General features: G+C 63.9%; 15 protein-coding genes. 11 read left to right on the forward strand and 4 right to left on the reverse strand.

Annotation, left to right across the window (positions count from 1 at the left end; all coding sequences use genetic code 11):
* The first annotated feature begins 76 nt into the window (after positions 1-76).
* From D1012_RS10125 to D1012_RS10175, 11 genes are all read left to right on the forward strand, one after another.
* The gene (locus tag D1012_RS10125) at positions 77-1,519 is read left to right on the forward strand and encodes a 6-hydroxynicotinate reductase (protein ID WP_118151710.1); all 1,443 of its coding nucleotides are present in this window, start codon (positions 77-79) and stop codon (positions 1,517-1,519) included.
* Complete coding sequence (locus D1012_RS10130; RefSeq protein WP_118151712.1) at positions 1,516-2,352, forward strand: UPF0280 family protein; 837 nt, start codon at positions 1,516-1,518, stop codon at positions 2,350-2,352. The genes D1012_RS10125 and D1012_RS10130 overlap by 4 nt, the downstream gene beginning before the upstream one ends.
* Complete coding sequence (locus tag D1012_RS10135; protein WP_118151714.1) at positions 2,345-2,941, forward strand: amino acid synthesis family protein; 597 nt, start codon at positions 2,345-2,347, stop codon at positions 2,939-2,941. Before D1012_RS10130 ends, D1012_RS10135 begins: the two co-directional genes overlap by 8 nt.
* A complete protein-coding gene (locus D1012_RS10140) occupies positions 2,938-4,284 on the forward strand; it encodes a hypothetical protein (protein WP_118151716.1) in 1,347 nt (448 codons plus the stop codon). Before D1012_RS10135 ends, D1012_RS10140 begins: the two co-directional genes overlap by 4 nt.
* Before the next feature lie 85 nt (positions 4,285-4,369).
* A complete protein-coding gene (locus D1012_RS10145; RefSeq protein WP_118151718.1) occupies positions 4,370-5,650 on the forward strand; it encodes an ABC transporter substrate-binding protein in 1,281 nt (426 codons plus the stop codon).
* A 119-nt stretch (positions 5,651-5,769) separates the two neighbouring features.
* On the forward strand, positions 5,770-6,648 hold the full coding sequence (locus tag D1012_RS10150; protein ID WP_118151720.1) for a branched-chain amino acid ABC transporter permease: 879 nt from the start codon (positions 5,770-5,772) through the stop codon (positions 6,646-6,648).
* Complete coding sequence (locus D1012_RS10155) at positions 6,645-7,589, forward strand: branched-chain amino acid ABC transporter permease (protein WP_118151722.1); 945 nt, start codon at positions 6,645-6,647, stop codon at positions 7,587-7,589. The genes D1012_RS10150 and D1012_RS10155 overlap by 4 nt, the downstream gene beginning before the upstream one ends.
* A complete protein-coding gene (locus D1012_RS10160; protein ID WP_118151725.1) occupies positions 7,577-8,296 on the forward strand; it encodes an ABC transporter ATP-binding protein in 720 nt (239 codons plus the stop codon). Before D1012_RS10155 ends, D1012_RS10160 begins: the two co-directional genes overlap by 13 nt.
* The gene (locus D1012_RS10165) at positions 8,283-8,978 is read left to right on the forward strand and encodes an ABC transporter ATP-binding protein (RefSeq protein ID WP_118151727.1); all 696 of its coding nucleotides are present in this window, start codon (positions 8,283-8,285) and stop codon (positions 8,976-8,978) included. Before D1012_RS10160 ends, D1012_RS10165 begins: the two co-directional genes overlap by 14 nt.
* Positions 8,978-10,999, forward strand: a complete 2,022-nt coding sequence (locus tag D1012_RS10170) for a hydantoinase/oxoprolinase family protein (RefSeq protein WP_354002034.1) — start codon at positions 8,978-8,980, stop codon at positions 10,997-10,999. Before D1012_RS10165 ends, D1012_RS10170 begins: the two co-directional genes overlap by 1 nt.
* Positions 10,992-12,674 carry a hydantoinase B/oxoprolinase family protein gene (locus tag D1012_RS10175; protein ID WP_118151732.1) on the forward strand — a complete coding sequence of 561 codons (1,683 nt, stop codon included), beginning with the start codon at positions 10,992-10,994 and terminating at the stop codon, positions 12,672-12,674. Before D1012_RS10170 ends, D1012_RS10175 begins: the two co-directional genes overlap by 8 nt.
* Here the strand turns inward: D1012_RS10175 and nagA are convergent.
* From nagA to D1012_RS10195, 4 genes are read right to left on the reverse strand one after another with little or no spacing between them, the layout of a single operon-like run.
* On the reverse strand, positions 12,671-13,795 hold the full coding sequence (nagA, locus tag D1012_RS10180) for an N-acetylglucosamine-6-phosphate deacetylase (RefSeq protein WP_118151734.1): 1,125 nt from the start codon (positions 13,793-13,795) through the stop codon (positions 12,671-12,673). The genes D1012_RS10175 and nagA overlap by 4 nt on opposite strands.
* Positions 13,795-14,820 (reverse strand): SIS domain-containing protein, encoded by a 1,026-nt coding sequence (locus D1012_RS10185; protein ID WP_118151736.1) that lies wholly within the window; start codon positions 14,818-14,820, stop codon positions 13,795-13,797. Before D1012_RS10185 ends, nagA begins: the two co-directional genes overlap by 1 nt.
* Positions 14,817-15,596: a GntR family transcriptional regulator gene (locus D1012_RS10190; protein ID WP_118151739.1), complete on the reverse strand. Its 780-nt coding sequence runs from the start codon at positions 15,594-15,596 to the stop codon at positions 14,817-14,819. Before D1012_RS10190 ends, D1012_RS10185 begins: the two co-directional genes overlap by 4 nt.
* Complete coding sequence (locus D1012_RS10195) at positions 15,596-16,441, reverse strand: glucosamine kinase nucleotide-binding domain-containing protein (RefSeq protein ID WP_118151846.1); 846 nt, start codon at positions 16,439-16,441, stop codon at positions 15,596-15,598. The genes D1012_RS10190 and D1012_RS10195 overlap by 1 nt, the downstream gene beginning before the upstream one ends.
* Positions 16,442-16,563: the final 122 nt, after the last annotated feature.

Below are 16,563 nucleotides of genomic sequence, written 5' to 3' on the forward strand. Positions count from 1 at the left end.
TCCATTTTCTGTCGATAAATATCCCGGGGGTCCGGGGGCTGGCCCCCGGTCCGCACGTTGTCACAAGGGCCACCCCATGACCGCGCAGGCTGAAAAGATTCGCTGCGATGCCTGCCCGGTGATGTGCTATATCGCACCGGGCCAGACCGGTGCTTGTGACCGCTATGCCAATGTCGACGGGCGCATCCTGCGCACCGATCCCGTGGTGCTGTTGTCGCGCACGGTCGAGGCGGGGGGGCGGATCGTGCCCTTCGCCGTGCGGGAGTGGGAGGGTGAGCCGTTCCCGGCCGATACCTTTATCACCGGCATCGGCTCCGGCACCACCTATCCCGATTACAAACCTGCGCCGTTTATCGTGTCCTCGACCGTGGAGGGGGCCGATATGGTCACTGTGGTAACCGAGGCAATCTTTTCCTATTGCGGAGTCAAGGTTAAGATCGACACCGACCGGCATCTGGGCGTCGAAGGGGCCATCATCCGCGCCGAAGGGGAACCGGTGGGCCATGTGAGCACGGCAGAATATGGCAGCCAGATGCTCAGCCTGGGCGGTGTGCATCACCTGACCGGCGGCAGCAAGGCCGAAGGCCGCGTGACCTGTGCCGCACTTCTGGCGCTCTGCAATGGCGCGGCGGTGGATCTGACCATCGACGGCGGTTCTGACGTGACGGTGCAGGCGGGCAAGCCGCCCATTGTCGATGGCAGGGCGGAACGGCGAATGCGGGTCGGTTGCGGCTCGGCCACCATCGGCATGTTTGCCAGCCAGTGGGTCGGGCTGGTGGACGAGGTGGTGGTGGTCGATGACCATATTACAGGGGTGGTGAGCGAGCATCAGGCGGGCAAAGTGCTGGGCTGGCAGCCGACCGGCATCCGGATCAAGGGCCATCGCTCGACACCGGGGCGCTATTTCCGGGTGTCCGAGCCGGGTCTGGGCTGGGGTGGCACCCGGCTGACGGACCCGCTGGAAATTCTGGGGCCATGGGAGGCGCGGCGCGGCGCAAGGCCGGGGCTGACGCTGCTGATGGTTTCGACCACCGGGGAAGAATTTGCCTATTATGTGCTGGATGAGGCTCTGATCCCGCAGGAACAGCCATTACCCGAGGCATTGCGGGCAACGGTTGGTCTGATCGACGAGAATTGCGAGCCCTCGCTGTGCACCGTGTTGTTCATGGGTGGGGCAGGCGGGTCGCTGCGGGCTGGCGTGACGCAAAACCCGGTGCGATTGACCCGGTCGGTGCAATCCGGGCAGACCCGGCTGACCAGCGGTGGCGCGGAGTGCTATATCTGGCCTGGCGGGGGCATCACCTTTATGGTAGATGTCACGCGCCTGCCTGCGGGGGCCTTTGGCTATGTGCCGACCCCGGCGCTGGTGGCACCGTTGGAGTTTACCCTGCCGCGTGACGCCTATCTGGCAATGGGCGGACACGAGGGCGCGATCCGGGATCTGGACCAGACCCGGGCACAAGGCGGCGAGTATCAGATGCAGGCGCAGGTGTTGCCCCACCCAAGGGCGACGCCATGAGCGGCGCGGCGATTGTGCGGCTACCGGATAGGCGGCTGCATCTGCACCACGGCCCGATCGACATAATCGCACAAGCCTGGGGCGACCCGGCTGCTGTGGCAGAGGGCGAGCGGCGCGCGGCGTGCAGATTCGGCTCTGTTCTGGCGGAATTGGCGGCGGAGCTGCCTGTTTTGCGCGGCGAAGGCGGGCGGCCTATTGGTGCAATCGGGCGGGTGATGGCGCAGGCGGTTGCACCCTTTGCCCCCCGCTTCATCACGCCGATGGCAGCAGTGGCGGGGGCGGTGGCCGATGCGCTGCTTGCCGAACTGGCAGTGCCCGGCGTGACACGGGCTTATGTCAACAATGGTGGTGACATTGCGCTGCATCTGATGCCGGAGCAAAGCCTGACCTGCGCGATTGCCGCGCGGCCCGGACTGCCAGACCGTGTGACGGTGCGGGCAGAGGATAGGGTGCGGGGGATCGCCACCTCGGGCTGGCGCGGGCGGAGCTGGTCACTGGGGATTGCGGATTCAGTCACTGTACTGGCGAAAACGGCGGCAATGGCAGATGCAGCGGCGACAATGATTGCCAATGCTGTAGACCTGCCGGATCATCCGGGGATCATGCGCCGACCGGCAGTGGACATGCAGGCCGACAGTGATCTGGGCACGCGGCGGGTGACCGTGGGGGTTGCCGGGCTGAGCGCCGATGACATTGACCGTGCCCTGCGGGCGGGTGAAAGCGCGGCGCAGGGCTTTCGGTCGCGCGGGCATATTGAAGCCGCAGCACTTTTCCTGCACCCTGAGATGCGGATACTTGGCCCGCTGACCCTGAAGGAGCCCGCCCTTGTCTGACGTTGCCGCACCTGAGTTTACCATCCGCAAGATCACCATTCAGATCGAAGAAATCCTGCACGAAGGCGGCCCCCTTGCTGCGACGCCTGTGCTGCGCGGCGCGGTTTATGCCATTTGCGCCAATCCTTTTGCCGGGCGGTATGAGGAAAATCTGGGGCCCGCGACGGATGCACTGAAGCCGCTGGCGTTGTTGCTGACCGACCGACTGGTCACGGCGATGGGCGGGCGCGACGGGATTGATGCCTATGGCAAAGGGGCCATCGTGGGCGAGGCCGGGGAAAGTGAGCATGGCGCGATCTGGCATGTCGCGGGCGGCTACGGCATGCGCGAACGGCTGGGCGAATGCCGCGCCATCGTGCCCTCGGCGATGAAAGTGGGCGGCATGGGCAGCACGCTGGATATTCCGCTGGGCCATCTGAACGCCGCTTATGTGCGGTCGCGGTTCGATGTGATCACCGTCGCCTGTGAGGATGCCCCGCGCAGCGGAGAGGTGCTGTTCGCCCTTGCCATGGCGCGCGGCGGACGGGTTCACAGCCGGTCCGGCGGGCTGGAGATGGATCAGGTCAAAGGCGAGGACGGCTTGAGATGAGGGCGCTTGCGGGGGCCCTTACGCTCCTGCCCGGCGCGGCATTTGCCTGCGCTTTGCCGCCTTCGGTGATCCTGACGCTGCCAACCGGGCATTACATCGCCGGGGCGGCGGTGACCGTGGCCTTGACAGCGCTCATGGGTGCGATGGCGCGCAGCCTGCCGCGACTGGAGGCGGTGCAGGTGCTGGAACGGCGGATCTGGGTGCCGGTTTCGGTCTCGTCCTACCTGTCGTTTCTGTGCTTTCTGGGTTTGGTGCTGGTCGGGTTGTTCGGCGCTCGTGACCCGATGCACAACCTGATGACACTGGTGTTCTGGACCGGCGTGTGGATTGCGGTGCCGCTGGGGTCGATGCTGCTGGGCAATCTGTGGCGCTCGATCAACCCGTGGACAGCCCCGGTGCGTATCACTCGCACACTGCTGGGCCGGACCGGGTCGGTCGGTCTGTCACGGCTGGGGCATTGGCCTGCGGTGATGTTTTACGCCGGGTTTGTCTGGTTTCAACTGGTGTCGATGTCGCCCGACGATCCGGCGGTTCTGGCCACGGCGGCGCTGATCTATTGGCTGGCCATTTTTTCGCTGGCCGTGGCCGAAGGCGAAGACTGGTTACAGCGGGGTGAGTTTCTGACCGTGCTGATGGGCTATCTGGCAAAGGTTGCGCCGGTCTGGCTGGAACTGGAAGGCGGTCGTGCCCGGCTGATGCGCGGCTGGCCGGGGGCGCAGGTGGTGCGTATGGCCCCGCTTTCCGTCTCTGCGATGGCGTTTATCACGCTGGCGCTGTCCGCGCTCACCTTTGACGGGCTGATGGAGACGTTCTGGTGGCACGCTCTGATCGGGGAAAACCCGCTGGAACCGACCGGCCGGTCAGCGGTGATGGGGGTCAATTCGCTGGGCTTGCTGGCGGTATGGGCGCTGACGATTGTGGCGCTTTGGGTGGTGATCCGGATGGGCCGGGCGATTGGCGGCGCGCGCTTTGCGACAGGGCCGGTGATGCTGTCCTTTCTGGCCATAGCGGCCGGCTATCATGCGGCGCATTATCTGGTGACCTTGCTGACTGCGGGGCAATACACGCTGGCCGCGCTGAATGACCCATGGTTTCGCGGTGATGCTTATCTGGGCCTGCCGCCGTTTTATGTGTCATTTGGCTTTCTGACCGATCAGACCATCATGCCGATGATTTATGCCGCGCAATTTGCCGCCATTCTGGGCGCGCATCTGCTGGCGGTGCTGCTGTCGCTGCGTCTGGTGGGGGATATGCGGGCAATGGCGCATCTGCCGATGACCGTGCTGATGGTGGGATATACGGTATTGGGCCTGTGGTTGCTGTCAACCGCCCGGACCGGCTGAGAAAATCATTTACAAACCTGCCTTGCAGGGGAGAATGTGACGCAAAGGCAACCTGGCATGACGCCCGGCACAGAGGAGAGATTTGATGGCACAGGATCTGATCGGGCTGACCCCCTCGCGGCGCGCGCTGTTGAAGGGTGCAGGTGCCGGGCTGCTGACGGCAGGGTTTGTCGCCCCCGTTTGGGCGCAGGCAGCACCTGTCAAGCTGGGGTTCCAGCTGCACCGGACTGGCATCGGTGCAGCCTATGGCCGCTGGTATGAGCGGACGGCGCAAGCCGCGCTGAAGGTGGTGAATGAGGCTGGCGGCATCAACGGCCGCCCGGTCGAGATCGTGTTCGAAGATGACGGCACCGATCCCAAGCGTGGCGCCGAGGTGGTGGAAAAGCTGACCAGCCAGCACAAGTGCGACCTGATCTTCGGGCCGTTGTTTTCCCATGTCGTCATCGGCTCCGCCCCCCGCGCGGGTGAGTTGAAAGTGCCCTATCTGGTCTGTTCCGAAGGGTTCCACGTGGCGGGCGGCATGCTGAACCGCTGGTCCATGCAGCCGGGCATCACCGATGTACGGGCGCAGGTGAGCTCGATGGCACCGTGGGTTCTGGCCAATCTGGGCAAAAAGGTCACCATGGTGTTCCCCGACTACGCCTTTGGTCACGACCACCGCGATTACTTTACCGCAGCGGTCGAGGCGGGCGGCGGGCAGGTGGTGGCCCAGATCGCGGTGCCGCCTACTGAGACCAGCTTTACCCGCTATCTGCCGCAGATCCCCAATGACACCGAAGTGCTGTATCACGTGATGGTCGGTCCGGCGGTTCTGACCTTTGTGAAAGAACTGGGGGAGTTCTACGGCACCGGGGCCAAGCCAGAGATCTTTGGCTTCATCGACTCGCTGGAGGCGGTCGATATGGCCTCGCCGGGGCTGGAGTTCCTGGAGGGCAGCCATTTCTGGGAAGGGCACTGCCGCGTGAAGCAGGCCGATGCGTCAGAGCATGAGATCGCCTATCGCGCGGCGGTCGGTGTCGATGACAATGGCGCATCGGTGTCGGATGCCAAGGATGTGTCGACCTATGCCCATATGTTCTCTGTCTGGGAGACGCTGCATATCATCAAGGCCGGGATGGAGGCGTCTGGCTATCAGGGCATCGCTGACCGGCAGAAATTCGTCGAAGCGGTTGAGGCGATGACCGAGATGCCGGAAAGTCTGGCGCATGTGCAGGGGAACAAGGTGTTCAATGGCAAGACCCATCAAGTCTTTGGCCACCAGTTCATCAGCAAGGTCGAAGGCGGCAAACTGATCAAGGTACACACGACCAGCATCGAAGAGAGCCTGTATCCCGACGCGGTGGATTACACGACGCAGAGCTTCTGAGTGCGCTCATTGCCTGACATCGCAGACCTGAGAGCGGAGATGGACCGCACGCGGCCCCCCACCCGGACCCTTCCCCACAAGGGGGGAGGGAAACAGCTTGCACCCGTCGGTGGCGGGGCGTGAGTTTCGGGCCGTTTCTGCTTCTGGCCGTGCTGGAGGGCACCGTGATGGCGGCGGTGCTGGCGCTGACCGCCGTGGGGCTGTCGCTGGTATTCGGCGTGATGCGCGTGGTCAACGTGGCGCATGGCGAATTTTACATGCTCGGTGCCGTTCTGGCGTGGTTCATCACCTATTACCTGCCGTTTCCGCCCGCCCTCGCCTGGCTTGCGGCGCTGATCATCGCGCCCCTGATCGTCGCGATGATTGCGGCGCTGGCAGACACTCTGGTTCTGAAGCGGCTGAACTATGACCCAGAGGCCACCATCGTTGCAACCATCGGGTTGCTTTACATGCTGCAACAGGCGGCGCTGACGTTTTACGGCTCCGATGCCCGCCCGGTCGTCGCGCCGTTTCAGTGGCGCATCCAGCTGCCGTGGTTCGGTTATTCCGGCTACAAGCTGTTTGTCGTGCTGGCCGCGGTGGTCATCCTGGCGGCAGTCTGGCTGTTCATGACCCGGACCAAGGTCGGGCTGGTGATGCGCGCGACCCAAGTGGACCGCGATACGGCGCAAGCCTTTGGCATCAACGTGGACAGGGTCTATGCCGGCACTTTTGCGCTTGGCGGCGCGTTGGCGGCGGCGGCGGCGGTGCTGATCGTGCCGATCCAGCAGGCGCATTACTTGATGGGACATGACCCGCTGTTGCTGTCGTTTATCGTGGTGATCATCGGCGGGTTGGGCTCGATCCGCGGAACGCTGGTGGCTGCCTTGGTGATCGGCCTGTCGGACGGGGTGATCAGCATGTTCTTTTCCCCCACGCTGGCCAAGATCATCGCAACGTTGCTGGTGGCCTTGGTGCTGGTGTTCCGCCCGCAAGGCCTGTTCGGGGCGCGGGCATGACCGATCGCGCAAAGGTCTGGGGCGTGCATCTTCTGGTTCTGGCCGCGCTGTTCGCAGCCCAGTTTCTGCTGCCGTCCTATCACGTGACCAATCTGGCGCGGATCATGGTGCTGGCGGTGTTCGCCATGGGCTACAACATTGCCTTTGGCTACACCGGCCTTTTGTCACTGGGCCACGCGCTGTTTTTTGCGGCAGGCATGTATGGCATGGGTCTGCCGGTCTGGCATCTGGAGTGGCTATCGCTGCCCGCCCTGATCGCCGGTCTGCTGGCGGGCGGGGCCATGGCGGGCGTGGTCGGGCTGCTGGCTTTGCGTACGGCGGGGGTCAGCTTCATGATTGTGACGCTGATGTTTGCGCAAGCTGGCTATCTGACCCTGCTGTATCTGAACAGCTGGACCGGCGGAGACGAAGGGTTTGTCGTCGCGCGCAGCGGGCGTGTGCTGCTTGGCTTTGATCTGGCCACCGATACGCCGCGGTTTATGGCGGCCTTTGTGTTGTTTGCGGCAGGTTTGCTGCTGTGCCTGTGGCTGGTGCGGTCGCCCTTTGGCCGGGTGATGGTCGCGATGCGCGAGAATGAAGAGCGCAGCCGGATGCTCGGTTATGACCCGTTCCGGGTCAAGCTGACGGCGCTGATCCTGTCGGGGCTTTATGCCGGGGCAGCGGGGGCGGCCTATGGGATGCTGTTTGGCTATGTCGGGGCCACATTCGCCACCATCCAGTATTCAATCCTGCCGATGCTTTATGTGCTCTTGGGCGGGGCGGGCACGGTTCTGGGGCCGTTCCTCGGGGCGCTGTTGATGTTCTATCTGATCGACATCACCAGCGGCTACACAGATGCCTATCTGTTTGTTGTCGGGGCGGCGCTGGTGGGGCTGGTTCTGTTCGCACCCAAGGGTATCCTGGGCACATTACGAGAAAGGGCCCTGCGATGGCTGCCGTGATCGAGGCCAAGGGTCTGACCCGGCATTTCGGCGGGCTGCGCGCGGTGGATGGCGTGGATTTCAGTCTCGAACACGGCGAAATTCACGGCTTGATCGGTCCGAATGGCGCGGGCAAGACCACCTTTGTCAGCTTGCTGTCGGGCCGGATTCCTGTGCAATCGGGGGTGATTACCCTGAACGGTGAGGACATCACTCATCTTCCGGCGCATCTGCGGGTGCGCAAAGGCGTGGCCTATACGTTTCAGATCACCTCGGTCTATCCGCGCCTGTCGGTGTTCGACAATGTGGCACTGGCCGCGCAAAGCCGGGGCGCGGCGGATGTGCCCGCCGAGGTGGCGCGGGCACTTGCACAGGTCGGGTTGACCGGGCTGGACCTGTCCATTGCGGGCACGCTGTCTTATGGCCATCAACGCCTGCTGGAGGTGGCAATGGGGCTGGCGTTGCGGCCTTCGGTGCTGATCCTGGATGAGCCGACCCAAGGTCTGGCCTCGGGCGAGATTGACGGTTTCAAAGCGTTGATCCGGTCATTGGTGCCACAGACGACGATCCTGCTGATCGAGCACAATATGGATGTGGTGATGGATCTTGCCGACCGGATCACTGTGCTGAACTTCGGTCAGGTTTTGGCCGTGGGCACCCCCGACGAAATCCGCCGGAACAGAGCCGTTCAAGATGCGTATCTGGGGGGTGATCATGCTGCGGGTTGAGGGGATCACGGCAGGCTATGGCCCCGTCACCATCCTGCGCGATCTGTCGTTTGAGGCAAGGGCCGGGCAGGTGACCTGCATCATGGGCCGCAACGGAGCCGGGAAATCAACGCTGATGAAAGCGATCATGGGTCTGGTGCCGGTGCAATCCGGTCAGATCACGCTGGCAGGCGTGCCGGTCCATCAGTTGCCCGCGCATAAGGTGCCACAACAAGGCATCGCCTATGTGCCGCAAGGTCGCCGGCTGTTCGGGCCGCTGACTGTGGCCGAGAACATCGAGATCGGCTTGTTGGCCCGCAAAAAGGGTCTGCGCACGCGGAATTTTGTTCTGGATCTGTTTCCACGCCTGCGGGAACGGCTGGATCAGGTGGCCAGCACCCTCTCGGGAGGGGAGCAGCAAATGCTGGCCATCGCGCGGGCGCTGTGTCTGGAACCTTCGGTCTTGCTGCTGGATGAACCGAGCGAGGGCTTGCAGCCCTCGATGATCGCGCTGATCCGCGATACGGTGCTGCAGTTGCGTGAAACCGGGCTGACGACGGTGCTGGTAGAGCAGCGTGTGGATACGGTTCTGCGCATGGCGGATCGTGTGGCCTTCATGGCGCATGGCCGGGTTGAGGCTGAGGTGTCACGCAAAGAACTGACGGCAGAATCGACCCTGTTCCAGCAGTTTGTGGGGGTATGATGGCGGGGCTGGTGGCTGGCATTGATGTGGGTGGTACGTTTACCGATCTGGTGATTGTTGATCCGGCGACAGGCGCGGTCAGGCTGGCAAAAGTGCCCACAACGCTGCCCAATCAGGCCCCCGGTGTGCTGACCGCTCTGGAAGAGGCAGGGGCGGATCTGGCGGATATTGACCTGATCGTGCATGGCACCACCACGACCACCAATGCCGTGCTGGAACGCAGGCTGGCCAAAACCGGGTTGATCACAACCATGGGCTTTCGAGATGTGCTGGAACTGGGCCGCCGCACCCGGCCCAATGCCTACGGCATGCACGGTCGCTTTGTGCCGGTTATCCCCCGCGATCTGCGGTTGGAAGTGCCTGAGCGGATGGATGCGCGCGGCACGATCCTGACGCCGCTGGATGAGGCGGCGGTTAGAAAAGCGGCTCTACGCTTGCGAGAAGTGGGCTGTGAAAGTGTGGTGATCCACTTTCTGCATGCCTATGCCAACCCTGCGCATGAACGCCGAGCAGCCGAGATTGTCGCAGAGGTCTGGCCAAACCAGCATATCACCATGGGCCATGCCCTGCTGTCGGAAAGCCGCGAGTATGAGCGGGGGGTGACGGCGGCGGTCAATGCCAGTGTGCAGCCGCTGCTGGACCGCTATGTGACACGGCTGGCCGATCAGCTGGCGGCGCGCGGCTATGCCCATGATCTGCTGGTGATGAATGGCAATGGCGGGATGGTTTCGGCAAGATCAGTGTCGAAAGAGGCGGTAAAAACCGTGATGTCCGGCCCCGCATCGGGCGTGATGGCGGCTGTGGCCACCGGGCGGCGGGCCGGGATGACCAACCTTTTGACCTATGACATGGGTGGCACCTCGACCGATGTTGCGATGATCCGCAACGGGCGCGCGCCGGTCTCGAACGAGATCGAGGTAGAATATGCCATGCCGATCCACGTGCCGATGGTGGATGTGCGCACGGTGGGTGCCGGAGGCGGCTCGATTGCGCGGATAGACGCGGGCGGCATGCTGCGGGTCGGGCCGGAAAGTGCCGGGTCGACGCCCGGCCCGGTGTGCTACGGCCGGGGCGGCACGCAGGTCACGATTTCTGACGCCAACCTGTTGCTGGGCCGTCTGCCCGCCGCACGTTTCGGTCAGGCAGCAGAAGCGGCGCGGCAAGCCATGGCGGATCAGATCGCCACGCCGCTGGGCCTGTCGGTAGAACAGGCCGCCGAGGCGGTGGTGCGGATTGCCAATATCCACATGGCGGGGGCGATCCGTATGGTTTCGATCTCGATGGGGGCCGACCCGCGCGATTTTGCACTGTTCGCCTTTGGCGGAGCCGGACCGCTGCATGCGGTGGCTTTGGCGCGGGAACTGGCGGTGCCGACCGTGCTGATCCCGGCACGACCGGGCATCACCAATGCGCTTGGCTGCGTGGTGGCTGATCTGCGACAAGACTTCGTGCGCACGCTGAACCGGCCGCTGGATGCGGTGGATATCGACACTGTGCAGGCGGTTTTTGCAGAGCAGGACGCGGAGGGCCGGCGGCTGATCGGGGCAGAGAGCATCCGGTTGCAGTCGGTGCGCGCAGAATTCTCGGCGGATATGCAATTTGTCGGCCAGACTCATTTGCTGAGGGTCGCCTTGCCGCATGGCAAACCATCACGCGCCGAATTGCAAAGGCTGTTCGAGGCTGCCTATCATCACCGCTTTCGGGTCGAGCTGCCGACGATCAAGGCCAATCTGGTGAACCTGAACGTGTCGGTCATCGGCGAGCGGCCAGAGATGGATCTGTCTGCGCTTATTGAGCCCGAGGGGCGGCGGGCTGTGGCGGAGCCTGTGTCGGTCCGGCAGGTCTGGTTCGACGGTTGGGTGGAAACGCCGGTGTATTGGCGCGATCATCTGCCACTGTCCCTGTCACTGACCGGCCCGGCGATCATCGAGCAAATGGATACGACGATCGTGATAGACCCCGGCTGTCAGGTCACTTCGGATACCGATGGAAACCTCATTGTGCAGGTGCCGCATGCTTGATCCCGTCACTCTTGCCGTGATTCAGGCCGGGTTGCAGCAGGTCTGCGACGAGATGGATCTGACCTTCAGCCGCGCGGCCTTTTCCCCGGTCATCGCCGAGGCGGATGACAGGTCGGACGGGATTTACAGTGCGACCGATGGCAGTCTGATCGCCCAAGGGTCAAGGGGCCTGCCGGTGTTTGTTGGCGTCATGCAGTTTTCCACCCGCACCATTCTGGAGCGCATCCGCAACGGCCTGACCGCGGCACCCGATCCGGGTGACATCTATATGGTGAACGATCCCTATCTGGGCGGCACCCATCTGATGGATGTGCGCTTTGCCATGCCGGTCTGGCGCAAGGGGCAGATCTTTTGCTGGCTGTCGAACACCGGGCATTGGCCCGATACCGGCGGCATGGTGCCCGGCGGGTTCAGCGCCTCTGCGATCAGCGCCGAGCAGGAAGGGTTGCGGATTCCGCCGGTCAAACTGTTCAAAAAGGGCGTGTTAGACACGGAAATCTGGCAGATCATCTGCTCCAACATCCGGGTGTCGGATCAACGGATCGGCGATGTTCAGGCGCAGGCAAGCGCCCTGCTGATCGGGGCCGAGCGGCTGGCGGTGCTGCTGGACCGCTACGGCGATGCAACGGTGACGCAAGCGATTGCCGAGATGCGGACGCGGGCGGCACAGCAAATGCTGGCGATGATCGGGCTGATCACAGATGGCGTGTATCAGGCGACGGCGATTGTCGATTCCGATGGGGTCGTCAATGAACCGCTGAAAATCGCAGTCACAGTGTCGAAAGCAGCCGATGGGCTGACGTTTGATTTCTCTGAAAGCTCCCCTCCGTGTATGGGTCCGATGAATTCGGTGCGGGCCACCACGCTGTCTTCGGTCTATCTGGCGATGCGGCATATCTTTCCCGATGTGCCGATCAGCGCCGGGGCGTTCGAGCCGCTGACGGTCACCGGGATCGAGGGCACGTTTCTGGATGCGCAATATCCGCGCCCGGTGTCGGGATGCGCGGCCGAGGTCAGCCAACGCATTGCCGAGGCGGTGTTCGCGGCTCTGGTGCAGGCGATCCCTGACCGGGTGACGGCGGCACCAGCGGGGACGAGTGGCAATTTTGGTCTGGGCGGATATGACCCCCAGACCGGGCAAAGCTATGTGATGTATCAGATTTCCGGCGGCGGCTATGGCGGCAATGCCGATCATGACGGCTTGTCAAATGGCTGCTCGACCATAGGCATCTCGAAAGCGCCGCCTGTGGAAATCATGGAGCAGAAGTTTCCGGTGCTCTATCGCCACTATGCGCTGCACGAGGGCAGCGGCGGCGCAGGGCAGCATCGGGGCGGGTTCGGGCTGGATTATGAGATCGAGTTGTTGCGCGGCGAGGCGCGGGCCAGTTTCGTGATGGACCATGGCCGTACCGGGCCGCTGGGCGCGCAAGGTGGGCAAGACGGGGCGGTAAACCGGGTCGAGGTGACGCGCGACGGTGAGACCTTTGTGCCGCCGCATCTGTCAAAAGCGCAGGATATCGTGCTTGCCCCCGGTGACCGGGTCCGTGTGCGCACGCCTGGCGGCGGGGGTTTTGGCGATCCGGCACAGCGCGACCCGGCGCTGGTGGCCGAAGATGTGCGGCTGGGCCGCTACAGCGCGGCGCAGGCGCGATTGTTGTGGAATTGGCCGGGTTAGAGCCGTTTTTCGCCGCCTTGCCAAACGCCTTTCACGTCAAACGTATCGCTCAGATGCACCAGATCGGTGCGCGCGCCAGATCGTAATTGCCCCAGATCGTCACGCCCGATCACCTGTGCAGGCGCGCGCGTGGCCATTGCCAGCGCGCGTTCCGGCGGTAGGCCGATCTTGTGCACCATCACAGCAATTGCCTGCGGCAAACTCAGATCCGCCCCGGCAAGCGTGCCATCCTCCAACGTCAGACGCCCATCACGACGCAGGATTTTGCGGCCACCAAGCGTGAACTCGGTCTGATCGGTGCCCGCCGCCGCCATGCAATCCGACACCAGAAACAACCCGTCCGGACGTGCCGACAGGGCAATCCGCAGGGTGGCGGGCGCGACATGGATGGCATCAGCGATCACACCCGCCGCAATATCATTGCTCAGCACCGCGCCCACGAGTCCGGGTTCGCGGTTGCCAAGTTGGCTCATCGCGTTGAACAGATGGGTGGCACAGCGCGCGCCCGCAACGATAGCGGCCTCTGCCTCGGCATAGGTGCAGTCGGTATGGCCCAGACTGACAACCGCCCCTGCCTCGGCCAAAGCCGCGATCTGATCGGCGCGCACGGCAGAGGGAGCCAGCGTGATCATCAACGCGGGCAAGCGGCGGGCAGCGCTGATCAGCATGGCCAGATCGCGATCTTCCATCGGGCGGATCAGGGCCGGGTCATGCGCGCCCTTGCGGCGCGGGTCCAGATGCGGCCCCTCCAGATGCAGGCCCAGAAAGCCGGGCACGCCAATGCTGGCTACCCCGGCCTCGATCACGCGGGCGGTGGCGTCAAAGCTGTCTGTGATCAGGGTCGGCAGCAGCCCCGTGGTGCCAAGCCGTGCGTGAGTCAGGCAGATCGCCCGCAGGGTCTGGGGGTCGGTGTGACCATCGACCATCAACCCGCCACCGCCATTGACCTGCAGATCGATCAGACCCGACGACAGGATGCCACCCGCCAGATCAATGACCTCCGCACCCGACGGGACCGACGCGGCCAACCCGGTGACAGCCGCACCATCGGTCAGCAGAACGGCATCGTCGTGCAGCACCATGCCGTCAAAAATGCGCGCGCCGATGAATGCGGTGGTCATCAGACTGTCTCCGTCACCTTGCGCAGATGCGGTGGGGTGTCGGGATCGAAGCCGCGACGACGGGCCAGCCCTTCGACAAAGCTGTAGAACGCCGTCGCAAGCACCAAAGGTGCGACCAGCGGATGCAGATCGGGCACCAGCGGCAGTTGCGTGACACCCTTTGCCGCAGCCCCGGTCAGGAACACATCGGCCCCCTGAGCTGCAAGGCGCTCTGCCGTTGCGATGACATGCGGCAGTGCGGCATCTTCGACGCCCAGCGCCAGCACCGGGAATTGTGCCTGCACAATGGCCGCCGGGCCATGCAGCACCTCTGCCGCCGAATAGGACTCGGCATGTAGCCCGCAGGTTTCCTTGAGCTTCAACGCGCATTCATTGGCAATGGCAAAGGCCGGGCCGCGCCCCAGAACATAGGCCGAATTCGCCCGCGACAGGCGCGCAGCGAGTGGCGACCAATCCAGATGCAGCGCCTTCTCCAGCGCATCCGGCAAATCGGTAATGGCGCGGCGCAGGCTATCATCCTGCCGCCATTCGGCCAAAAGCGTCAGCCCCGCCAGGACCGAGACCACAAAGGTCTTGGTCGCCGCGACACTTTGCTCGACACCGGCAAGCAGCGGCAAGCAGTGATCAGATGCCGCCCCCATCGGGCTGTCGGCAAAGTTGGTGATGGCCACCGACAGGGCACCGCCACTGCGGCCTGCCCGCATCATCTCCACAATATCGGGGCTTTGACCGGACTGGGAGATGCCAACACAGACCGCACCATTCAGCCGCAGGGGGCGCCCATAGATCGAGGCGACCGAAGGACCGACCGAGGCGACAGGTACGCCCGCCAGCAGCTCCACGGCGTATTTCAGATAGGTGGCGGCGTGGTCGGATGATCCGCGCGCGACGGTGACGATCAGGCCCGGATCAAGCCTTTGCATCGCCGTTGCGGCATCCTGCACCGCCGTACCGCTCTGCGCCAGAAACCGCGCGGCGGCGGCCGGGATTTCGGCCACTTCGCGCGCCATATGGGTCTGCGTCATGTTGGTGTCCTTTCCGAAGGGCCGCTTTGGGGCGACAGGGTCAGTTCTACAGTGAAGTCATAGGCATCGCCGCGATAGAGAGAGCGGGTGAACTCCACCACCCGGCCAGAGGGCAGATAGCCGATCCGCTCGATCCGCAGCCCGGCCGCCCCGACGGGAACCCCCAGCAGCTCGGCATCGCGCCCGCTCAGATTGGCCGCTGAAATGCGCTGCACTGCCCGCACGGGCCGCAGGCCGCGCGATTCGAGCATCGCGTACAGGCTGGTTTCCACCAAGGCGGGATCGGGCAGCGTCGCAGTAGACAGCGAGGCGCGTTCAATGGCCAGCGGCACATCATCAGACCGCCGCACCCGTTCCAGCCGGGCGACACGGTCGCCGATACCAAGGCCCAGAGCCATCACCTCTTCGGGCGACGGCGTGGCAATCTGGCGCGACAGCCAGACCGATTCCACCGATTTGCCGCGCCGCGCCATATCTTCGGTGAAGGAGGTCAGCAGCGACAGAGCCTGCTCCAGCCGTTCCACCTTTGGCGCGACAAAGGTGCCAGAGCCACGGCGCTGCACCAGTTGCCCGTTGGCCACCAGTGCCTGCACCGCCTTGCGCACAGTCACACGGCTCAGGCCGGTCATGCTGGCCATATCCCGCTCCGCCGGAAGGCTGTCTCCAGCGGCAAGGCGGCCGGAGCTGATCGCTTCGGCCAGGCGCTTTTGCAGTTGCAGGTACAGCGGGCCGGAGCCTGCATCATCAAAACCTGCGGCAGAAAAGAGCATATCCATCACTCCGCCTCCCGCGCGAGAAGAAGCGCGCCATCCAGCGCCGTGCCCTTTGCCGCAGCTTGCGGAACCTGTGACAGCGCGGTGGCATAGGCAGAGCCAAGCCCACCGATAAACGTTACCGGCGATGGCACTGTTTCGCGCAGGCGCAACAGGATTGCCGCAACACCTGACACAGCAGCCCCCCACAATTCAGTCGCTGCCGGATCATCGCTTTGCACGATACCGGGTGCAAGCTGCGCAAAATCGGCGGCACGGGCAGTCTGCGCAAAGCTGACAACGCCCGCAGCGCCGCCATGCTGATCTATCAGCTGCTGAAGAAACGGTGTCATCGCTGCAAAGCCATCAACCGCGCGCAGCGCAAGCGACAGGGCGGCGCGACCCAGCCAGGCCCCGCTCCCCTCATCCCCCAGCACCAGCCCCCAGCCGCCGTAACAGCGGATGACGCCCCGTTGCTGAACCGCATAAACCGATCCGGTGCCCATCGCGGCGACGATGCCATCGGCGGCGACCAAAGCCCCTTTGGCCGCTGCAACGGCATCGGTTTCGATCCGCGCGCGGGCAAAGGGCAACGCAAGGCGCAGCCGCCCCGCAGCCCCCGCCGCATTGGCCCCCGCAAGGCCAAGGCCCGCCATCAGATGCGGTATCTCGCGTAGCGCCTCTGCCGGACCCAAAGCGGCGAACATCGCTTCATTTGTGGCGGCGAGGATATTGCTGCGCGCTGTTTCGGGATCAGAGGCGATATTGGCAGGGCCTCCATGGCCGCGCCCCAGAACGCGGCCCGCCTGATCCGTCACCGCAGCACGGCACCCGGTACCCCCGCCATCAATTCCCAGAAACAGCGCCATCATAATCCCCCTGCCGGATTAAGATACCAAACTAATACCATTTGGGAAGTGGTATCTTTTATATTCGTGTAATGCCCTATAAATCAGCAATTTATGCGCTTTCAAAACTTCGTTCTTTACAA

Origin of the sequence: Pseudotabrizicola alkalilacus (assembly GCF_003443995.1) — a bacterium.
GTDB lineage: Bacteria > Pseudomonadota > Alphaproteobacteria > Rhodobacterales > Rhodobacteraceae > Pseudotabrizicola > Pseudotabrizicola alkalilacus.

Excerpts from the sequence above, each read along its gene's own strand:
- D1012_RS10155 (WP_118151722.1), top strand. The coding sequence starts at position 6,645 with ATGACCGATCGCGCAAAGGTCTGGGGCGTGCATCTTCTGGTTCTGGCC.
- D1012_RS10140 (WP_118151716.1), top strand. The coding sequence starts at position 2,938 with ATGAGGGCGCTTGCGGGGGCCCTTACGCTCCTGCCCGGCGCGGCATTT.
- D1012_RS10185 (WP_118151736.1), bottom strand. The coding sequence starts at position 14,820 with ATGACGCAGACCCATATGGCGCGCGAAGTGGCCGAAATCCCGGCCGCC.
- D1012_RS10190 (WP_118151739.1), bottom strand. The coding sequence starts at position 15,596 with ATGGATATGCTCTTTTCTGCCGCAGGTTTTGATGATGCAGGCTCCGGC.
- D1012_RS10165 (WP_118151727.1), top strand. The coding sequence starts at position 8,283 with ATGCTGCGGGTTGAGGGGATCACGGCAGGCTATGGCCCCGTCACCATC.
- D1012_RS10160 (WP_118151725.1), top strand. The coding sequence starts at position 7,577 with ATGGCTGCCGTGATCGAGGCCAAGGGTCTGACCCGGCATTTCGGCGGG.
- D1012_RS10130 (WP_118151712.1), top strand. The coding sequence starts at position 1,516 with ATGAGCGGCGCGGCGATTGTGCGGCTACCGGATAGGCGGCTGCATCTG.
- D1012_RS10145 (WP_118151718.1), top strand. The coding sequence starts at position 4,370 with ATGGCACAGGATCTGATCGGGCTGACCCCCTCGCGGCGCGCGCTGTTG.
- D1012_RS10195 (WP_118151846.1), bottom strand. The coding sequence starts at position 16,441 with ATGGCGCTGTTTCTGGGAATTGATGGCGGGGGTACCGGGTGCCGTGCT.
- D1012_RS10125 (WP_118151710.1), top strand. The coding sequence starts at position 77 with ATGACCGCGCAGGCTGAAAAGATTCGCTGCGATGCCTGCCCGGTGATG.
- nagA (WP_118151734.1), bottom strand. The coding sequence starts at position 13,795 with ATGACCACCGCATTCATCGGCGCGCGCATTTTTGACGGCATGGTGCTG.
- D1012_RS10170 (WP_354002034.1), top strand. The coding sequence starts at position 8,978 with ATGGCGGGGCTGGTGGCTGGCATTGATGTGGGTGGTACGTTTACCGAT.
- D1012_RS10175 (WP_118151732.1), top strand. The coding sequence starts at position 10,992 with ATGCTTGATCCCGTCACTCTTGCCGTGATTCAGGCCGGGTTGCAGCAG.